This window comes from Bordetella tumulicola, assembly GCF_965138755.1.
Taxonomy (GTDB): Bacteria; Pseudomonadota; Gammaproteobacteria; order Burkholderiales; family Burkholderiaceae_B; genus Bordetella_A; species Bordetella_A tumulicola.
On the sequence record NZ_CBCSFP010000001.1, the window covers coordinates 323,458 to 343,218 of the forward strand.

The 19,761-nt window shown below is 58.7% G+C and carries 15 protein-coding genes; 6 read left to right on the forward strand and 9 right to left on the reverse strand.

Annotation, left to right across the window (positions count from 1 at the left end; translation table 11 throughout):
• Positions 1-17 precede the first annotated feature (17 nt).
• Positions 18-491: an Lrp/AsnC family transcriptional regulator gene (locus ACNAZS_RS01540; protein WP_415785460.1), complete on the reverse strand. Its 474-nt coding sequence runs from the start codon at positions 489-491 to the stop codon at positions 18-20.
• A 116-nt stretch (positions 492-607) separates the two neighbouring features.
• Here ACNAZS_RS01540 and ACNAZS_RS01545 point away from each other — a divergent pair, with 116 nt between their 5' ends.
• From ACNAZS_RS01545 to ACNAZS_RS01560, 4 genes are all read left to right on the forward strand, one after another.
• Entirely contained in the window at positions 608-2,074 is a 1,467-nt protein-coding gene (locus ACNAZS_RS01545) for an aminotransferase class V-fold PLP-dependent enzyme (RefSeq protein WP_415785462.1), read from the forward strand.
• 342 nt (positions 2,075-2,416) lie between these two features.
• Positions 2,417-2,668, forward strand: coding sequence for a GlsB/YeaQ/YmgE family stress response membrane protein (locus tag ACNAZS_RS01550; RefSeq protein WP_415785464.1), 252 nt, complete (start codon positions 2,417-2,419; stop codon positions 2,666-2,668).
• Between the two features lie 409 nt (positions 2,669-3,077).
• The gene (locus ACNAZS_RS01555; RefSeq protein ID WP_415785466.1) at positions 3,078-5,468 is read left to right on the forward strand and encodes a catalase; all 2,391 of its coding nucleotides are present in this window, start codon (positions 3,078-3,080) and stop codon (positions 5,466-5,468) included.
• A 54-nt stretch (positions 5,469-5,522) separates the two neighbouring features.
• Positions 5,523-5,981: a hemerythrin domain-containing protein gene (locus tag ACNAZS_RS01560; RefSeq protein ID WP_415785468.1), complete on the forward strand. Its 459-nt coding sequence runs from the start codon at positions 5,523-5,525 to the stop codon at positions 5,979-5,981.
• Positions 5,982-6,033: 52 nt separating this feature from the next.
• On the opposite strand, the gene adeC is transcribed toward ACNAZS_RS01560, so the two are convergent.
• The 3 genes from adeC to ACNAZS_RS01575 form a co-directional block, all read right to left on the reverse strand.
• Positions 6,034-7,515, reverse strand: a complete 1,482-nt coding sequence (gene adeC, locus ACNAZS_RS01565) for an AdeC/AdeK/OprM family multidrug efflux complex outer membrane factor (protein ID WP_415787009.1) — start codon at positions 7,513-7,515, stop codon at positions 6,034-6,036.
• Between the two features lie 182 nt (positions 7,516-7,697).
• Positions 7,698-10,901: an efflux RND transporter permease subunit gene (locus ACNAZS_RS01570; protein ID WP_415785470.1), complete on the reverse strand. Its 3,204-nt coding sequence runs from the start codon at positions 10,899-10,901 to the stop codon at positions 7,698-7,700.
• A gap of 9 nt (positions 10,902-10,910) precedes the next feature.
• Complete coding sequence (locus tag ACNAZS_RS01575) at positions 10,911-12,092, reverse strand: efflux RND transporter periplasmic adaptor subunit (protein ID WP_415787011.1); 1,182 nt, start codon at positions 12,090-12,092, stop codon at positions 10,911-10,913.
• 236 nt (positions 12,093-12,328) lie between these two features.
• Between ACNAZS_RS01575 and ACNAZS_RS01580 the strand changes: the two genes are divergently transcribed.
• Entirely contained in the window at positions 12,329-13,243 is a 915-nt protein-coding gene (locus ACNAZS_RS01580) for a LysR family transcriptional regulator (RefSeq protein WP_415785472.1), read from the forward strand.
• Between the two features lie 147 nt (positions 13,244-13,390).
• Here the strand turns inward: ACNAZS_RS01580 and ACNAZS_RS01585 are convergent, their stop codons facing one another.
• A complete protein-coding gene (locus tag ACNAZS_RS01585) occupies positions 13,391-14,122 on the reverse strand; it encodes a pseudouridine synthase (RefSeq protein ID WP_415785474.1) in 732 nt (243 codons plus the stop codon).
• A gap of 196 nt (positions 14,123-14,318) precedes the next feature.
• On the opposite strand from ACNAZS_RS01585, the gene ACNAZS_RS01590 reads away from it, so the two are divergent.
• The gene (locus tag ACNAZS_RS01590; protein WP_415785476.1) at positions 14,319-14,894 is read left to right on the forward strand and encodes a chorismate--pyruvate lyase family protein; all 576 of its coding nucleotides are present in this window, start codon (positions 14,319-14,321) and stop codon (positions 14,892-14,894) included.
• A 130-nt stretch (positions 14,895-15,024) separates the two neighbouring features.
• Here ACNAZS_RS01590 and ACNAZS_RS01595 read toward each other — a convergent pair whose 3' ends face one another.
• The 4 genes from ACNAZS_RS01595 to ACNAZS_RS01610 form a co-directional block, all read right to left on the reverse strand.
• Positions 15,025-15,561, reverse strand: a complete 537-nt coding sequence (locus ACNAZS_RS01595) for a YaeQ family protein (RefSeq protein ID WP_415785478.1) — start codon at positions 15,559-15,561, stop codon at positions 15,025-15,027.
• 438 nt (positions 15,562-15,999) lie between these two features.
• Positions 16,000-17,883, reverse strand: coding sequence for a dipeptide ABC transporter ATP-binding protein (locus tag ACNAZS_RS01600; protein WP_415787013.1), 1,884 nt, complete (start codon positions 17,881-17,883; stop codon positions 16,000-16,002).
• A 14-nt stretch (positions 17,884-17,897) separates the two neighbouring features.
• Entirely contained in the window at positions 17,898-18,776 is an 879-nt protein-coding gene (locus ACNAZS_RS01605; protein ID WP_415785480.1) for an ABC transporter permease, read from the reverse strand.
• Positions 18,773-19,717, reverse strand: a complete 945-nt coding sequence (locus ACNAZS_RS01610) for an ABC transporter permease (protein ID WP_415785482.1) — start codon at positions 19,715-19,717, stop codon at positions 18,773-18,775. The genes ACNAZS_RS01605 and ACNAZS_RS01610 overlap by 4 nt, the downstream gene beginning before the upstream one ends.
• Positions 19,718-19,761: the final 44 nt, after the last annotated feature.

The window sequence follows — 19,761 nt, forward strand, 5'->3', positions numbered from 1 at the left end:
ATCGTTGTCCGGCGTGCTCAGTCATCCAATACACGCAGATCCGGCGGCCGGTTTTCGATGATGGCTTCCATACTGAAAAAGCCGGTCACGGTCGACAGCTCAAACCCCGTAATCAATTTTTGATAAAAGCGGTCGTATCCGGCGATGCCGCGACAGACCACCTTGATCAGGTAATCCCAATCGCCACCAATGCGATAAAAGTCCGTCACCTCGGGCAACTGATCCACATGCTGGCGAAATGCATCAGCCCAGTCCTTGACGTGATGGCTCGTCCGGATCATGACGAACACCGTCAAGTCCAGCCCCAACGCGACCAAGTCCACCTCGGCTCGCGTGCCACGAATGATCCCGCATGCGTTCAAACGCTGCAGTCGGCGCCAGCAGGCGTTTTGCGACAAACCCACGCGATCGGCCAGCTCGCGCTGCGACAACGCACCCTCTCTTTGTAGACAAGAGATGATGCTCATATCAAATTTATCTATTTTTTCCATAATTCAGATCAATTGACCCATTACTGGCAAATAATCGAGAAATTTCGGTGATGTTTCAATTTTTGTTCCATCGTATGATAGTTGGACATTTCAGAATCACCTATTCATTGACTCCGATGGACACGCACACCCCCGCGACGCTCGCCACGCTCGGCCCGTTGCAACAATTTCAAGCAGACCTGAATACCGGCGATATCGTCACGGCGCTCGCCGATGGACTCATCGGCAAAGACGCCGTCGTGCAGGGCCCCTATGGGCCCAAAGCGCTGGTGTATGCCGACTACGTGGCCTCCGGCCGCGCACTGACGCAGGTCGAACGCTTCATCCTTGAGCAGGTGTTGCCCTACTACGCCAACTCGCACACCGAGGCCTCGTATTGCGGCGGGTTCATCACCCGATTGCGCCGCGAAGCGCGCGCCGTCATCGCTCGATGTTGTGGCGCCGATGCCGCGCATGCGGTGATCTTCGCCGGATCGGGCGCGACCGCAGGAATCAACCGCCTGGTGCATCTCTTTGGCGTGGATACGGCCATCTCGGCCGGTCGAAAAGTCCGCGTGATCCTCGGGCCTTACGAGCATCACTCCAACATATTGCCGTGGCGCGAATGCGGTGCGGAGATCATCGTGGTGCCCGAGGCCTCGCACGGCGGTCCGGATCTCGCCGCCCTGGACGCCGCCCTGCGCACTGACGACACCACCCTGGTGATCTGCGCGCTGTCTGCTGCCTCTAACATCACCGGCATCATTGCGGATGTGCCCGCGATCACGCGGCGCGTCAAAAAGACTGGCGCAAAAATGCTCTGGGATTACGCCGGCGGCGCCCCTTATCTGCCCATCCAGATGTCGCCCGCCGCGGATACAGCGATCGACGCCATCGTTTTTTCACCGCATAAATTCATCGGCGGCCCTGGCGCCTCGGGCGTGCTGATCGTGCGCCGCGACGCCGTCGTGACCATCACACCGACTTGGCCCGGGGGCGGCACGGTGAAGTTCGTCTCGCCCACCGGCCATGACTATAGCGACAGCCTGGAGTCCCGTGAAGAAGCTGGTACGCCGAATGTACTCGGCGATATTCGCGCCGCGCTGGTCCTGTTGGTGAAAGAAGCCCTGGGCGATGCCTTCCTGCAACAGCGCCACGCCCAGTTTGTTCAACGTGCACTGGCCAAATGGAAAGACGCGCCGCGGCTCGAGCTACTGGGCTCGCTGACCGCCGATCGTTTACCGATCTTTTCGTTCCGGGTACATAACGGCCAAGGTGATCTGGTGCACCAACAACTCATCACCCGGATGCTGAGTGATCGATTCGGGATTCAGGCACGTGGGGGATGCGCATGCGCCGGCCCTTATGTGCACGGTCTGCTGGACATTGATGCCGAGCAATCTGCGCAAATGCGTCAGGCGATCCTCGAGGGCCGCGAAATTGAAAAGCCTGGCTTTGTCAGACTGAATTTCAGCGCCCTGCTGTCGGACGCCAAGGCGGATTTCATTCTGGACTCCGTCCTGACACTGGCCGCCGATGCGACGCAGTTTGAACATCACTACACGTTCGACCCGGAGCGTGCCATTTTCAGTCCACTTGCCTGAAAAATCGGGGTTGTCGACCCTTGTGATGCAGGGCCTGCGGCGTTGTTGAATGCCGGTCGGTAGTCGTTCGTACGCCGATCGGCACTCGTTCATCTTGAGGATCCCGAGCCGTCGTCGACTCTAGCGTCGCTTATTTAATAATATTGCTTATAGGTCCAGTATGACAGGACAGTTACCCCGCGGATGCTATCTCTCCCTGGGCTAAATCCGACGTCTGCTGCACTGCGACAATAAACAGGCAGTGTTGCGGATATACCCCAAATACGAGTTGTTACACCCACGGGTTCGCTAGCGTGAGTATTATCCAGTCGTCTATCCGTCGCCTAAAAAAGGAGCAAGCGCATGAGCATCATCATTATGATCATCGTCGGTTTTATCGTGGGTCTGATCGCCCGCGCCATCATGCCGGGTAACCAGTCCCTAGGTATCATCATGACGACGATTCTCGGTATCGTCGGCTCGGTGGTCGCGGGCTTTCTGGGCCAATCGCTGGGCTGGTATACGCCGGGCGAGCCCGCCGGTTGGATCGGCTCAGTCGTCGGTGCCATCATCGTGCTGTTCGTGGTTGGCTTGGTGACCAAAAAGCGCGCCTGATCCTGATCAGATCGAATAAAAAAAGCGGCCTTTGCGGGCCGCTTTTTTTATTGCCGGGCCGCCCCAAAATAAAAAAGCCCCCTTTTGGGGGCAACAAGGCCACGCAGTAGCTGCCGCGTGAGGGCTTTTTTTGACATATCAACGCTGAATAGATAGCCAGCGCCCAGCCGGAGCATGCGGACGCTATGATTGATGAGCCAAAACTGGCCTGCATGCTATAAGAACTTGAAGGTGTGGCCATCCACGGGCCCATCGCGGAGTCTAGAGCGAAGCAACCGTATCAGCGAACTCAAGCGCACTTCGGGTGGTCAGGCGGTTTCAACTCAAATTCCGTCCTTTCTATTTTTCGTGTATCAATGTGCAGTGGTCAAGGTCGATGTCATAACCGCAGAGCTAAAAGGAGCCAACCATGGCGACAGGCAAAAGCAAGCAGACACAAACCCAACAGACCGCGGTCGACACCGCTTATCTCAATACAGATAGTGGACCGGCATTGCCTCCAGCGAGCGATGCGACTCAGCCCGCCCTGAAAAAGGCCCGTGCGGTTGGCGATCTCGTCGCTAGCCAGTCTCATAACGTGAATAAGCCTGCCGAATACGGTATCTCATCGGCTCGCCCCCCGACCGGGAATACCGCAGCACCTCGCGACAAATCTGCTACGGCGAGCACGCTATCAGAGAAAAACACCTCGGCCAAGACCGGCGCAAAGGCTACATCCGGCGTCAATGCGGCGGGTGGTGAGCTACCGCGCGTCCGTGCGGACAGCGGCGGTCAGGCCATGACGACGAATCAAGGCGTTCCGGTGGCCGACAACCAAAGCTCGCTGAAAGCAGGATTGCGCGGCCCAGCGTTGTTGAAAGATTTCATCTTGCGGGAAAAAATTACCCACTTTGATCACGAACGAATTCCTGAACGCATCGTTCATGCACGCGGCTCGGCGGCACACGGCTATTTTGAATGCTACGACGCCCAGACCGACCTGACCTGTGCCTCGCTGTTTGCCAAGGCAGGTAAAAAAACGCCTGTGTTTGTGCGGTTTTCCACGGTGGCCGGTGAACGGGGCTCTAAAGACACGGCGCGAGACGTGCGCGGATTTGCCGTCAAGTTTTATACGGATCAGGGCAACTGGGACCTGGTTGGCAACAACATTCCGGTCTTCTTTATTCAAGACGCGATGAAGTTCCCCGATCTGGTGCACGCCGTCAAACCCGAGCCACACAATGGCATGCCTCAGGCGGCATCGGCACATGATACGTTCTGGGATTTTATTTCGTTGATGCCTGAGTCCATCCACACGGTCATGTGGGCGATGTCGGACCGAGGAATACCGCGTAGCCTGCGCATGATGCAGGGGTTTGGGGTACACACCTTTCGCTTCGTCAATGCGCAAGGCAACGCCAAACTGGTTAAGTTTCACTGGGATCCTAAGTTCGGCACCCACTCCCATGTTTGGGAGGAAGCCGTCAAGATCTCTGGCGCCGATCCCGACTACCATCGCCGAGACTTGTGGGAAGCGATTGAGGCCGGTGAGTATCCGGAATGGGAGCTAGGCGTACAGATATTCGATGAGGCGCAGGCCGACGCATTTAGCTTCGATGTGCTGGACGCAACCAAGCTTATCCCCGAGGAGCTTGTGCCAGTCACGCCCATCGGACGGATGGTGCTCAATCGAAACCCGGATAATTTCTTTGCAGAAACTGAGCAAGTCGCATTTTGTACGGCGCACGTCGTTCCGGGCATCGACTTTACGAACGATCCGCTCTTGGCCGGGCGTATTCATTCCTATGTGGATACACAACTGTCACGTCTGGGCGGGCCGAATTTTCATGAAATTCCCATTAATGCGCCATTGGCGCCCATCCACAATAATCAACGCGACGGCATGCATCGCCAAGCCATCCATCATGGCCGGGTCGCCTACGAGCCAAACTCCCTGGCAGGTGGTTGTCCCTTTCAGTCGGGCAGCGCGGGATTCATCCCCTTTCCTGAACCTGTCTCCGACGTGGAACTGCGAGGCAAGCCAGAAAAGTTCGCAGAGCACTACAACCAGGCCAGTTTGTTTTATGAAAGCCAGGCCGAACATGAACAGCGCCACATCGCCGATGCGTTCTCGTTTGAACTGAGCAAAGTCACCGTGCCGGGTATTCGACGGCGCATGGTGGCGATGCTGCGCAATGTTTCGGACAATCTGGCCAAGACCGTCGCCAAGAATCTGGGCATGCCCGATTTGCCCGATGCGCTACCTAAAGCCAACGCGCGGAAGGTAAAGCCGGAGCTCACCCAATCCAAGTTTCTGTCCTTGCTGGCCAGGCCCGGCGAAGTGGGAATCCGTACTCGCAAGATTGCCGTGCTGGTGGCCGATGGCGTCAGTGCTAAGACGGTCGATCAAGTTGCCAACGCCTTGATCGCCAAAGGCGCGGTCGTGCGGCTGGTAGGCCAGCATATAGGCCTGCTGCGTACGGACGCGAAAACGCCGCTGGATGCCGATGCTTCGTCTCAGAATAGCCCCTCCGCCTTGTTCGATGCGGTGGTTATCCCGGATGGCGACGAATGCGTGAGCGCGTTGTGCAGCGATGGACTGGCGCTGGAGTATGTGCGCGATCAGTTTCGTCATGGCAAAGCGTTGCTAGCGATTGGCACCGGAGTTCGCGTGCTTGAGCGAGCGGGTGTGCCGACCAATCCGGCCGATAAAGGTTTGATTGTGGTGAAAACGGTGGAGAAGAAAGGTATCGCTACCTTTATTAAGGCCGTGGAGCAACACCGCCATCCTGAACGAGAAACCAAACCGCCTGTCGTGTAGCTTTGGATCGGGTATCTAAAGTCGCGCTTGAACCATAAATCAAAGGATGGGACTATGTCTGAAACTATTTATGAGGCGCTTCGAGCAAGCCATGAAACACAACGGTCGCTCTGTCGAAAATTGATGCGTGCAACGCCTCAGAGTGGTCGGCGCGGCGAAGTGTTCCGGGAATTGCGCATTGAATTGGCGGCACACGCCGCCGCCGAAGAAAGATTCCTGTATGCGCCTATTCTGATGGACGACATGGGCTTGAGCCCGTCTCGCCATGCCCTGGCAGAGCATCATGAGATCGATGAGTGCGTGGAAGAACTAAGCAAGGTGGACGAACAGGGCGACGCTTGGAGCAATCACGCCAAGAAACTGTCCCATAAGGTCCATCATCATCTGCGCGAGGAAGAGACAAAGTTTTTTCAGACGTCCGGCAAGATACTGACCGAGGCGCAAAAGACATCCTTGGCAAAGCGCTATGTGAAAGACTTCGAGCGCATGAAGCGCGTTCTATCTGAGCAATAGCTCATTGCACCAGGATGTCGTTAATCAAGTACTAGCCGATGCAGCGAGCCCACTATTGGGCTTGTTGCGTAGCGCCACCCTGAACGGTCGCGTCCTCAGGCGTTGCAGCCGCGACCGTCGTTTCGGTCCAGCCGCCGCCCAGTACCTGATACAAGGTGACCAGGTTGGACAGTCGGGCCAGACGCGTCTCGACGAGCACTTGTTGTGCCGAATACAACGATCGCTGCGAATCGAGTACGGTTAGATAGCCATCGATACCCTGATCAAAGCGTTGCCTCGACAAATCATAGGCGCGTTGATACGAATCTACGAGCTGCTGTTGCGCCACAATTTGCGTTTGCAACGTACCCTGTCCCGCCAATGCGTCCGAGACCTCGCGAAAGGCCGTCTGGATGGTTCGCTCGTAGGTGGCAATCTCGATGTTCTTGCGCACCTTCGCGACGTCCAGGCCCGCTTGCAACGAGCCGCCGGCAAAGATCGGCGCGGAAATCGACGGCATAAAGCTCCATGCCCCCGAGCCTGCGTCAAACAAGCCGCCCAGGCTGGAGCTCGCCGTCCCCGCGTTGCCCGTCAGACTAATCGTCGGAAAGAATGCTGCACGTGCCGCGCCGATATAGGCATTGGCGCCCTTGAGCTGATGTTCCGCGGCGCGGATATCCGGACGACGCACCAGCAAATCGGACGGCAAACCGGCCGGCAAAGCCCTCGGCACGACGTTATCCGGCAATGTCTTTGCCTGATCCAACTGCGCAATGACACCCTCGGGCAACGGTTGCCCGACTAACAGCACGAGCGCGTTGCGTGCCTGCGCGACCAGTCGCGTATATTGCGATAAATTGCGTTGCGCCGTGCGCAAAGAGACCTCGGCCTGACTCAGGTCGAGCTCTGTCGCCACGCCCAGATCGTAGCTTTGTTTGGTCAGCTTGTAGGAATCCTCCTGCGACGCCAGCGTCGATTTCGTCAGATCCAACAACTCCTGATCGGCACGCAACAACAGATAGGCCGTTGCCGTCTCGGAAATCAATGCGAGCTGCGTGGCGATACGGGTTTCGTCAAGCGCCAGGTACGTTTCCAGTGCCTGATCGCTCAGGCTGCGAATCCGACCAAACAGATCCAACTCCCAAGCCGACACCGCGCCGCCGACCTGGTAGGAACGGCTGATGGTGCTGCTGCCCGTGTTACTCAGGTCAGCAGGCAAACGCTGCACCGTGCCCTGCCCCGCCACGCCTATGCTGGGTAGCAGGTCAGCTCGCTGGATACGATACTGTGCACGCGCCTCTTCCACGTTCAGCGCCGCCACTCGCAGATCACGGTTGGCCGTCAACGCCATCGAGATCAATTGCTGCAGGAGCGGATCCGAATAAAAGTCACGCCAGCCGATATCGGCGACCGGCGCCTGGGCAGTAGCCCCCTGCGCTTGACCGGGCTGCGCATAGGCGTCTCCCGTAGGATAGTTCGCGCTCACCGGCGCCTCGGGCCGTTCGTAGGTAGGCGCGAGCGAGCATCCTGCCAAGGCCGCGGCCAATGTCACCATGAGGAAAAGGCCCCCACGCCGCGCCTTCGGCTTGCTGCCCCCCGAGGGGGCGTTTTTGCCTTGGGNCGGCCCGGCGGCAAAAGGGCCCCCACGCCACGCCTGCGGCTCGCTTCCCATCAAGGGGGCGCTTCTTGCCTTGAGGCGGCTCGGCGTCACAAAAGATCGATACATACTCGGATTCATCATTGCGGTTGCTCCCCAGGCTGCGTCGATGCCGTATGTGGCAAGGCGCGAGTTTCGTCCTGCGGATCGTCATCGTCATCATCGTGGCGTTCGCTCAGGCGCTTGATCTTGAACAAACGCATCACCACCACGAAGAATGCCGGCACAAAGAAAATAGCCAGGAAGGTGCCCGCCAGCATGCCACCGATCACCCCCGTACCTATCGCATGCTGGCTGCCCGAGCCCGCGCCATTCGAAATGGCAAGCGGCGTGACACCCAGGATGAACGCCAAAGACGTCATCAAGATGGGACGCAGACGCTGGCGGGCGGCATGGACGGCGGCTTCGATCAAACTGGCGCCTTCTTCGTAGTGAGCCTTGGCGAACTCCACAATCAAAATAGCGTTCTTCGCGGTTAGACCCACGGTGGTCAATAGTCCCACCTGGAAGTACACGTCATTAGACAAGCCGCGCAACATCGTCGCGAGCAGCACACCGATCACGCCCAGCGGCACCGTCATCATCACCGCGGTAGGAATGGCCCAGCTTTCGTACAACGCCGCCAGACACAGGAACACCACCAGCAGCGAGATCATGTACAAGGCCGGTGCCTGCGATCCAGACAACCGCTCTTCGTACGACAGGCCCGTCCACTGGTAGCCCACGCCCGTTGGCATGGTCGACGCAATGCGCTCCATCTCCAGCATGGCTTCGCCCGAGCTATAACCCGGCGCGGCCTGACCCTGGATGTTGAATGACTGCACCCCGTTAAAGCGATCCAGACGCGGCGGACCGTAGACCCATGTCGCCGATGCAAAAGACGCGAAAGGCACCATTTCGCCGCTTTGATTGCGCACGTACCATTTGTTCAGATCCTCGGGCAGCATGCGCGAATCAGCTTGACCCTGCACATAGACGCGCTTCACACGGCCACGATCCAGAAAGTCATTCACATAGGAACTTCCCCACGCCGTGGACAACGTGGTGTTGATGTCGGAAATTGCGACACCCAAGGCGCGGGCTTTTTCGCGGTCGATGTCCAACTGATACTGTGGCTGATCAACCATGCCGTTCAGACGGGCGCCCACCAACACGGGACTCTTGGCGGCCTCTGCCAGGAATTGATCTCTCGCCGCGGACAGTTTTTCGTGGCCCAGACCGGCCTGGTCCATCAACTGGAAGTCAAAACCCGATGCGTTACCCAACTCCATCACCGCGGGCGGGGCAAATGCGGCCACGCGAGCATCGTGTAAATGCGTCGCAAAATACCCATTGGCACGCTGCGCCAGCGCCGCTACCTTTTGCTCGGCATCGGGACGGGAATCCCAGTCACGCAACTTGACGAACATGATGGCCGAGTTTTGACCGCGACCGCCAAAGCTGAAACCATGGACCGCAAACACCGACTCGACAACGTCTTTTTCGTCTTCGAGGAAGTAGCGTGTCGCCTGACGCACCATTTCGCTCGTGCGCTCAGTCGTAGAGCCAGTAGGCGCCTGAACCTGGGCAAACAAAACTCCCTGGTCTTCTTCAGGCAGGAACGAGGTCGGAATGCGCGTAAACATCCAGCCCATCACCAGCAGTAGCACCAGATAAATCAGCATCAGACGCTTGGTGCGTCCCAGGCCTCGCGCTACGGAATTGGCGTAACCGTGACTGGAACGATCGAACGTCCGGTTAAACCAGCCGAAAAAGCCGGTTTTGGCGCCGTGGTCCCCCTTGGGAACCCGTTTGAGCATCGTCGCGCACAGCGCGGGCGTAAAGACAATCGCGACCAGCACGGACAAGGTCATCGCCGCCACGATCGTGATCGAGAACTGGCGATAGATCACACCCGTCGATCCGCCAAAGAACGCCATCGGCACAAACACCGCCGACAATACCAGCCCGATCCCGACCAACGCCCCCGTGATTTCTTTCATCGACTTGCGGGTCGCCTGCTTGGGAGACAAGCCTTCTTCGGCCATCAGACGCTCGACGTTCTCGACTACCACGATGGCATCGTCGACCAGCAGGCCGATAGCCAGCACCATGGCAAACATGGTCAATGTATTGATCGTATAGCCGAACATCGCCAACACGGCAAAGGTACCCAGCAACACCACCGGCACGGCCAACGTCGGAATCAAGGTTGCCCGGAAGTTCTGCAGGAACAGATACATCACCAGGAACACGAGAATAATGGCTTCGATCAGCGTATGAATCACACTCTCGATCGACAACGACACAAACGGCGAGGTGTCATAGGGATACACGACGGCCATGCCCGGCGGGAAATACCGCTCCAGACCACTGATCGTCGCTTTAACGGCTGCTACCGTGTCCAGTGCGTTAGCCCCGGGCGCCAGCTTGACAGCAAGACCTGTCGCGGGCTGGCCGTTGTAGTAGCTGTCAATGGAATAGTTCTGTGCGCCCAGCGACACTGTCGCCACGTCACGCAAGCGCACTTGCGAACCATTGGTGTTGACCTTGAGAAGAATCTCTTCGAACTCCTGCGCGGTTTCTAACCGCGTAGGGCCGATGATCGTCGCGTTCAACTGCTGACCGCGCACCGATGGCAAGCCGCCCAGCGCGCCGGAGGACACCTGCACGTTCTGCTCTTCGATCGCCGCAATCACATCATTGGGCGTCAGGCTGTACGTCAACAACTTGGCCGGATCCAGCCAAATGCGCATCGCGTACTGTGAGCCGAACAACTGAAAGTCACCGACACCTTCCGTACGGCTAACCGGGTCCTGAACGTTGGCCGCCACATAGTTGGCCAAGTCTTCTTTGGTCATCGAGCCATCGGTCGAGATGAACCCGGCAAAAACCAGGAAGTTCTTGGTCGCCTTGGTGACCCGAATCCCCTGCTGCTGCACTTCCAGGGGCAGCAACGGCTGCGCGACAGCCAGCTTGTTCTGTACCTGCACCTGCGCCGTATCCGGATCAGTGCCCTGGGCGAACGTCAGCGTAATGCTCATGCTGCCGTCGGCGTTACTTTCCGACGTCATGTAGTTCAGGTTATCGATGCCGTTCATCTGCTGCTCGATGACCTGCACCACACTGTCTTGCACCGTCTGCGCCGACGCACCTGGGTACGTCACCTGAATACCAATGGCGGGCGGCGCAATATTGGGGTACTGCGCAACTGGCAGCGCCGTAATCGACAGGATCCCCGCCAGCATCAAAACGATAGCGATGACCCAGGCAAAGACTGGCCGATCAATAAAAAACTTGGCCATGCGAACTCCTTACTTGGCCGCGGCAGAAGCCGCAGCTGGCTGGATCGCAGGGGCCGCCGGCGTCGCCACGAAATCTTTGACCGTCACCTCGGTGCCGGGCTGCACACTCTGCAGGCCTTCGACAATGACCTTGTCACCCGCCTTGAGCCCATCCGTCACGAGCCATTGATCGCCAACCGTGCGATCCGTTTTCAAGATGCGCAGTTCCACCTTGTTTTCGGCATTGACGATCAGGGCGGTGGGCTGGCCACGCTGGTTACGCGTCACGCCACGCTGCGGCACCAGCAAAGCCTGCTGTGCGGTACCTTCGAGAATGCGGGCACGCACAAACATACCCGGCAGCAATTTGTGATCGGGGTTGGGGAATACCGCACGCAAGGTCACCGAATCTGTCCCTTCGTCGACCGTGACCTCCGAGAACGCCAGCGTTCCCTCCAGCGCGTACTCCTGCCCGTTAGACAACGTCAGCGTCGCGCGCGCGGAATCCTTGTCCGTACCGCGCTGCAGCAATCCACTATCCAGCGCACCGCGCAAACGCAGCAATTCGTTGCTGGATTGTGTGACATCCACGTAAATCGGATCGATCTGCTGCACCCGCGCCAGCGCATCGGCCTGATTCGCCGTGACCAGGGCGCCCTCGGTTACCGATGAACGGCCAATAATCCCTTCGATCGGCGACAGCACCTTGGTGTACACGAGATTAATGCGCGCGGTCTCGAGCGCGGCCTTCGCCGACTGCACATCCGCAGCGGCCTGGTCGCGACTCGCCACCGCATCGTCATAGGTCTGACGGCTGACTGCACGCGTTTGCGTCAGCGGCTTGTAGCGTTGCACCAATACAGATGCCGTCTTTAATTGTGCCTGCGCACGCGCCAACGCCGCTTTGGCGCTGTCGAGGCTGGTTTCATATAACGCGGGATCAATCTGATAGAGCTGCTCGTTGGCGGACACCTCGCCACCCTCGGTAAACAGGCGCTTCTTGATGATGCCACTGACCTGCGGGCGGACTTCCGCCACCCGATAAGCCGACGTGCGACCCGGTAACTCGGTCGTCAAAACAACAGGGCGAGTCGCCAGGGTCACCACGCTGACTTGCGGCTTACTCGCCGATGGTGCCTCTGTACTCTCGCCGCAAGCCGCCAACACCAACGCTGTTGCCGCGAAGGTCAAAACGGCGGCGCCACGCCGCATTCCGTTGTAGTTCATACGATCCTTTTTGAGCGATACTGCGCCCGCATCACGCCTGTTGGCGTGCATGGGCTGCCCTGTTCCATTAATTCACTTGTCGTCGCGCGCAAGCATTCCATGTTGCGCTGCGCAATCCCGCATTTTGCTTTATCCCAATTCAGAAACAAATAGGGAATAAGCGAAAACATCATCCCAAATATGGGATAATTCACCCGTCGCATATCACGGATGACATCACCATGAAACGCCTGCACGGCATGGAGCTCTTTGTCGAAGTCGCCAAAACCCGCAACTTTGGCCGCGCCGCCGACAACCTGGGCATCCCCAAATCGACCGTCTCGCGTCAAGTCGCCGAGCTCGAACGCTCGCTGGGCCTGCAACTGTTCATCCGCACCACCCGCAAAGTCCAGCTGACAGAAGCCGGCGAACTGTATTTTGTTCGCTGCCAGCGCATCGTCGCCGAAGCCCAGATCGCTCACGAAGAGCTGCAAAAACTGGCCCAAACGCCTTCCGGCCCGCTGCGAGTCAACATGCCAGCGGATTTTGGCACGGACTTTCTGGCCGAAGCCTTCCTCGAATTCTCTCAACGCTATCCTGAAGTTACTTTTTACCTGGATCTGGCTAGCCCCGACCACGCCGAACGCGTCTTCCAGACCTGCGACATCTCTATCGAGATCGGCGACCTGCCCAACTCAAGCCAGATCGCCCGCCAACTCGGCCACCTGTCTGCCCATTTCTACGCCTCGCCCGACTACCTCAGGCGTCACGGTACCCCGCAACACCCCAGCGATCTGACCCAACACGAATGCCTGGAGTTCCGCGCCAACAACGCCCGCGTCACGCGCTGGCCCGTGTCCCGCGGCGACGAACGCATGGAGATCACGCCCGGCAAACGGTTCTCTGTCAACAGTATCGCCATGGTTCGCAGCTTGGCCTCGTTAGGCGCCGGCATCGCCATCCTGAGCCCTTCGACCAACGTGCTCCAGGAAGTCGAAGAACAACACCTGCAACGCGTCCTGCCCGACTGGAGCGCCGGCCCCTTTCCCGTCTACGCCGTCACCAATACGCGCCTCGTACCCGCCAAAACCCGAATCTTCATCGAGTTTCTGATAGAACGACTGCGCACTGGCAAACTCGTATCGAGAATAGCCTAGGCGTATTAAGTCTTAATTAAGAAAATGGGATCCCGAAATCGACTGAAATGGATCGTTTGTCGACATCGGCATCTGATGAATACCGGCACGCGGCCTGATATCACGTGTTGAGCGTCCTCGTACCGAGCACCGCCACGTCACACACAATCAAAAGCGCTCGTCTTCCCGCAAATAGCGCCATTGCCCCACGGGCAAATCACCGAGCCTGACCCGGCCAATACGCACCCGTTTCAGACCCACGACCCTCAGGCCCACCAATTCGCACATCCGGCGAATCTGGCGTTTCTTGCCCTCGCGCAACACAAAACACAGTTGATCCGCATTCTGCCAACTCACCTGTGCCGGCCGCAACGCCTTGCCATCCAGCGACAACCCGTGATTCAGCAACGCCAGGCCACGCTCATCCAGGCGCCCCTGCACGCGCACCAGGTATTCCTTATCGACACTCGAATCCTCGCCAATCAACTGGCGCGCAACCCGACCATCTTGCGTCAGCACCAACAACCCCTGCGAATCAATATCCAATCGCCCCGCCACCGCCAGCCCGCGCAAATGTCCACGCGAAAAACGCAACGACGATCGATCATTCCTGTCGCGAGAACCCGCATCAATCAGCGCGACCGCCGGCGTATAGCCGTCCTCCGCCTGACCCGACACATAACCTACCGGCTTATTAATCAAAATCGTCACACGAGACGTCTGCTGCGCCTGCGCCGCACGCTCCAGCGTAATCACCTGATCAGGAAACGCACGTGCGCCCAACTCAGACACCACCACGCCATCGACCTTGACCCAGCCGCGCTCAATATAAGCATCCGCCTCACGCCGCGAACACAGCCCGCGCTCAGACATCAACTTCGAAATTCGTATCTTTTCCATAATCCCAATCCACCAGCCGCGCTGGCCCATCCCATACCCCGAGGCGACCTCGCATTTTAGGCCCAGGCACCCATCACACCTACTCCGCCAAGATCAGATCATGCCTAGCTCATCCCCATCTGCTTGTCCCAGCCAGTACCCAACTATCCCAAGCGTCCACCTCGCAAACCACCGCCGGCTTGGCATAATAGACACCATGACAGCACTTCCCCCACTCGCCCCAGGCTGGCGGACCACACTCCCGCCCTCACTGCCCCCCGACCACAAACACTGGCTACTGCGGCCCGGCGCTCTCACCGCGGGACTACGCCAACTCGGCACCGTCACCCTGCGCGTCCTGGACGAATACCCCCAGGGCATCCCGCCAGATGAAGCCCACGCTATGGCGCTCACCCCCAACAGCCCCGTCTGGGTACGCGAAATCCTCATGTCCATCGACGGCATAGACAGCGTCACCGCCCGCAGCCTCACCCCCCTGAACGCCTCTCACGGCGTCTGGCAAGGCATACGGCGTCTGCGCACACGTCCCTTGGCCGACATGCTCTATCACGATCGCACCATCCAGCGCTCCGTCTTCGCCTGCCGCAAACTCGCCTCGCCCGTCCCCTTTCACCGCAGCGCCCTCGCCATCCAAAGCCCCGACGATCCAGGCCCTCTATGGGCCCGCCGTTCAGTCTTCTGGCGCTACCGGCAACCCCTGCTCGTCGCCGAATGCTTCCTGCCCGCCTTCTGGAAAATCGTCGAACAACACCGCCAGTCCAGTACCCGCTAGCACCTGGCGACTTCGGCACCCGCTAGCTAGCCCCCCTGCCCAGTCCGGCGCCCGCTAGCTCTCCGATATTCCAACACGGGCTAACGTCCCGCCGACCCAGCGCACACTAGCGTCCTGTCGACCCAGCCCACTAACGCCAAATCTCTGGCTCCACCGTCACCGACCCCTGGTCCGCAGACACAAACGCCGCCGCATCCTGCACATTCACATGCACATCCATCGTCCGCTCAGCCAACTCGCTGAGCTGACGCGTCTGCCCATCCGGCAAATACACCACCCGCAAATTCCGGGCGCGCTCCAGCCTGCCGCGCACACCATCCCACCACACCTTGCTGGCATGGCCTCCATAGCAATACACCACCACCTGTCCCGCACGCCCACAAGCCTTCAAAATCCGCCGCTCATCAGGCTGCCCCACCTCCACCCACAAATCGATCGCGCCCGTCAAATCCTTCAACCAGACATCCGGCTCATCCGTATCACTCAAACCCTTCGTAAACGCCAGCCCGTCCTGCGCATGCAACGCAAACGCCAATAAACGCACCATCATGCGCTCATCCGTCTCCGAAGGATGCCGCGCAATCGTCAACGAATGGCTCCCGTAATAATGCCGATCCGTATCCGCCACATGCAGATCCGCCTTATAAATCGTCGCCCGCAAAGCCATAAAAATTCCACGCCAAGGCAAAAAAAGACCGCCCATAATACAAGACGGCCACCAAGACCCCATTCCACAAAACAGTGCAATGCAAACCCCGTCCCGACGCGCGCAACGCCAAGCGGACAACGGATAACGCGGCCCCTTTGAATGCAGAGAAGCCCCTACAGAAAACATCCGCCCCTTGGTGTACACCCGCGAGCCGACACAACAGTGCAGCCCCGTCCCGACGCGCGCAGCGTCAGGCGGGCAATGGGTGGCGCTGGCCCTTTGAGTGGAGGGAAGTCCCCGCAGGGGACATCAGGCGCATGGTTTGCGCCTGAGCCGANNCNANGGGCCAGCGCCACCCATTGCCCGCCTGNCGCTGCGCGCGAGGACGGGGCGCCAAAAGAACTACGCCCTCCACCCGCAACCGCCCTAAATCCCCCGCCATCACCGGTACCTACGTTACTGATAAACCCCCACCCCATGCCGAGCCACAAAATGCCCCTCTCCCACCTGCACTAAAGGCGCCACAACAGGCTCATCCCCCACCTTGCGCATAGGACTAGGAATCTCATCGACCAGCAATGATCGCTGACGATGCCGACGCTGGGGATCCGCAATAGGTACCGCATCCATCAACTTGCGCGTATACGGATGCTGCGGATTTTCAAAAATAGCCCGACGAGGACCGATCTCCACGATCTGGCCCAAATACATCACCGCCACACGATGACTCACCCGCTCCACCACCGCCATATCATGCGAAATAAACAGCAGTGACACACTAAACTCGCGCTGCAGATCCAACAACAGATTCACAATCTGCGCCTGAATCGACACATCCAGCGCCGACACCGACTCATCCGCCACAATCACCTTCGGATTCAACGCCAACGCCCTCGCAATACAAATACGCTGACGCTGTCCACCCGAAAACTCATGCGGATAACGACCGATCATATCCGGTACCAACCCGCACTTATCCATTAGCCAGCGCACCCGATCCTCAGCCGCCCGGCCCTTGGCCACCCCGTGGATCAGCAGCGGCTCCATAATCGAATAGCCCACCGTCATCCGCGGATCCAGCGACGCAAACGGATCCTGGAAAATAAACTGAATATGGCGACGCAACGACTGCATCGCAGCCCCCCGCAAACTGCCAATATCCTGGCCATCAAACTCAATGCGGCCGCCCTGGCTCTTGACCAACTGCAGCAAAGATCGACCCGTCGTCGTCTTCCCGCAGCCAGACTCACCCACCAACGCCAGCGTCTCACCCGGATACAGATCAAAGCTCACACGTTCCACCGCGTGGACACGCTTCTGTACCCGACCCAAAATGCCGCCCGTAATATCGAATCGCGTCACCAGGTCCTTGACCCGCAACACCGGACCCTCATTCCGACGCACCGTACTCGGCAGCCCATCACCTGCCGCCTCTGATACAGCCGAGTCCTCATCCGCAATCCCATCCTTGGCCGTATCCGTCACCCGCAACAACGGGAACGGAATGGGCTCATCCGTCCCATGCATCGCGCCCAAACGCGGCACCGCCGACAACAACGCCCGCGTATAAGCATGCTGAGGAGAACCAAAAATCTCATCCGCTCCTCCCTCCTCCACCTTATCGCCCCGGTACATCACCAGCACACGATCCGCGACCTCCGCCACCACACCCATATCGTGGGTAATAAAGATCACCCCCATATCCATTTCCTCTTGCAACTGGCGGATCAGTTGCAAGATCTGGGCCTGAATCGTCACATCCAGCGCCGTCGTCGGCTCGTCCGCAATCAGCAACTGCGGCTTGCACGACAACGCCATCGCAATCATCACGCGCTGACGCATCCCGCCCGACAATTGATGCGGATAACGATCCAGAATCGAACGCGCCTCCGGAATACGTACCCGCTCCAGCATCCGTAACGCCTCTGCCCGGGCGCCCGTCGCATCTAGCCCCTGATGCAACTGCAGCGCCTCCGCAATCTGCGTCCCCGCCGTAAAGCTCGGATTCAGCGACGTCATCGGTTCTTGAAAAATCATGGCCACATCGGCGCCACGCACCCGCTGCAACACCGTCTCATTGGCGCGCGTCAGATCCAGCACCTCGCCATGACGACGCCGCAAACGCATATCGCCGCCGACGATGCGCCCGCCGCCGTACTCCACCAAGCGCATCAACGCCAACGACGTCACCGACTTGCCCGACCCTGACTCCCCCACAATGGCCAGCGTTTCCCCGCGGTCCACATGAAACGACACATCGCGTACCGCCTCGACCAGTCGGTCCGGCGTCTTGAAATGCACCGTCAAGCCGTCGACCTGAACTACCCGTTTTTCTTCCATGATTGTCATCCCGCCTACTTCTCTTGCCGTGGATCAAGCGCATCGCGCAAGCCATCGCCCAGCAGGTTAAAACCCAACACCGCCAGGAAAATCGCCGAGCCCGGAAAAATCGACATCCACGGCGCCTGCGTCATAAAGTTCTTCGCAGTATTCAGCATCGAGCCCCACGATGGATTCGGCGGCTGCAAGCCCAACCCCAGAAACGACAGACTAGCCTCGGCAATAATGGCCGTTGCAATCGTGATCGTCGCCTGCACAATCAACGGCGGCATGATGTTCGGCAGAATATGACGCACCACGATACGTGTGTCCGATGCGCCCAGCGCCCGCGAGCTTTGCACATAATCCTCGCTCTTTACCGCCAACACCTGACCACGCGCCAGACGCACGAACTTCGGTGCGGCGGAAATCCCGATCGCAATCATCGCATTGGTTAGACTAGGTCCGAGGAAAGCCGCCAGCGCAATGGCCAGGATCAAAAACGGAATGGCCAACAGCGCTTCCGTGCAGCGCGACACGATACTGTCGATCCACCCGCCGAAATAGCCCGAGACCAATCCAAACGGCACGCCGATGATCAGCGCGATCACGACGGACACCAAGCCCGCCATCAGCGACGCCCGCGCCCCATACAGCATGCGGCTATAGATATCACGGCCCAACTCGTCCGATCCCAGCCAGAACGTCGCGGACGGCGCCTTGCGAATCGTCATAAAACTGGTCTGCATCGGGTCGTGCGTCGCCAGCAGCGGCGCGAACACCGCCAACAGGACCATCGCCAGAACGATCACTGCGCCCAGCAAGGCAATACGATTACGTTTGAATTTTCCCCACGCGCGATTGCGGCTGCGGGGAGGCGTGACGGCGGCAGCCGTAGCAGTCGTTGCGCTCATGCGTGCCTCAATCGGGGATTAACCAGGATATAAAGAATGTCGGCCAGTAGGTTCATCACGATGAAACCCACTGCGACACACAGCACGACGCCCTGCACCACGGCATAATCGCGCGTAAAAACGGCATCGACAATCAGCTTGCCAAAACCGGGAATGGTAAACACCTGCTCGGTCAGCACCGCGCCCGCCATCAACTCACCGAACAACAGCGTCACGAGCGTCACGATAGGCATCAGGGCATTGCGTAACGCATGGCGCAGCACCACTTTGCGCGGCGACACGCCCTTGGCGCGGGCGGTGCGCACATAATCCGCACTGAGCGCCTCCAGCATGGCCGAACGTGTGTGTCTCATCAGGTAGGCCGCAATCGCGGTGGACAACACAAATGCCGGCATCAGCATTGTTTTCATCGACAGCCAAAAGTCATCAAAAGGCGAGACATAGCCCGACGCCGGTAATAGCCGCCATTTCACTGACACCAGCATGATGAGCAAAATACCGAGCCAGAAATTGGGGATAGACATCCCCGATAAGGCCGCGACATTGGCCCCCATCTCGGTCGCGGTGCCCTTGCGCACCGCGGCGAGAATGCCCATGGGAATACCGATCAATATCGCAAAAAACATCGCCATCGCTGCCAGTTGCAGCGTGACGGGTAATTTCTGGGCAATCAAGTGACTCACCGGCACATCGGTACGCAATGAGTTACCCAGGTCACCCTGCAAAACCTGCATGACCCACACACCGTACTGCACGGGCAAGGGATCATTCAAATGATATTTTTCGCGCAGGAAATCCAGGACAACGGGATCGCGCTCTTCGCCCGCCATGGTAAGCACGGGGTCGCCGGGCAGTAGTTTCTGTAGCATGAATACGATCACCGATACCAAAATCAGGGTTGGGATCGCAACGAGCACGCGGCGCAGGATAATTCTGAACATAAAGGAAACCTGAGACGTTGGGTTGCAGACGATGGGCTGCTAAA

Bases quoted from the DNA above. Each gene is read 5' to 3' on its own strand.
- ACNAZS_RS01605 (WP_415785480.1), bottom strand. From the start codon at position 18,776: ATGAGCGCAACGACTGCTACGGCTGCCGCCGTCACGCCTCCCCGCAGC.
- ACNAZS_RS01560 (WP_415785468.1), top strand. From the start codon at position 5,523: ATGTCTGAAACTATTTATGAGGCGCTTCGAGCAAGCCATGAAACACAA.
- ACNAZS_RS01580 (WP_415785472.1), top strand. From the start codon at position 12,329: ATGAAACGCCTGCACGGCATGGAGCTCTTTGTCGAAGTCGCCAAAACC.
- ACNAZS_RS01555 (WP_415785466.1), top strand. From the start codon at position 3,078: ATGGCGACAGGCAAAAGCAAGCAGACACAAACCCAACAGACCGCGGTC.
- ACNAZS_RS01610 (WP_415785482.1), bottom strand. From the start codon at position 19,717: ATGTTCAGAATTATCCTGCGCCGCGTGCTCGTTGCGATCCCAACCCTG.
- ACNAZS_RS01595 (WP_415785478.1), bottom strand. From the start codon at position 15,561: ATGGCTTTGCGGGCGACGATTTATAAGGCGGATCTGCATGTGGCGGAT.
- ACNAZS_RS01550 (WP_415785464.1), top strand. From the start codon at position 2,417: ATGAGCATCATCATTATGATCATCGTCGGTTTTATCGTGGGTCTGATC.
- ACNAZS_RS01585 (WP_415785474.1), bottom strand. From the start codon at position 14,122: ATGGAAAAGATACGAATTTCGAAGTTGATGTCTGAGCGCGGGCTGTGT.
- ACNAZS_RS01575 (WP_415787011.1), bottom strand. From the start codon at position 12,092: ATGCGGCGTGGCGCCGCCGTTTTGACCTTCGCGGCAACAGCGTTGGTG.
- ACNAZS_RS01570 (WP_415785470.1), bottom strand. From the start codon at position 10,901: ATGGCCAAGTTTTTTATTGATCGGCCAGTCTTTGCCTGGGTCATCGCT.
- ACNAZS_RS01540 (WP_415785460.1), bottom strand. From the start codon at position 491: ATGGAAAAAATAGATAAATTTGATATGAGCATCATCTCTTGTCTACAA.
- adeC (WP_415787009.1), bottom strand. From the start codon at position 7,515: ATGGTGACATTGGCCGCGGCCTTGGCAGGATGCTCGCTCGCGCCTACC.
- ACNAZS_RS01600 (WP_415787013.1), bottom strand. From the start codon at position 17,883: ATGGAAGAAAAACGGGTAGTTCAGGTCGACGGCTTGACGGTGCATTTC.
- ACNAZS_RS01590 (WP_415785476.1), top strand. From the start codon at position 14,319: ATGACAGCACTTCCCCCACTCGCCCCAGGCTGGCGGACCACACTCCCG.
- ACNAZS_RS01545 (WP_415785462.1), top strand. From the start codon at position 608: ATGGACACGCACACCCCCGCGACGCTCGCCACGCTCGGCCCGTTGCAA.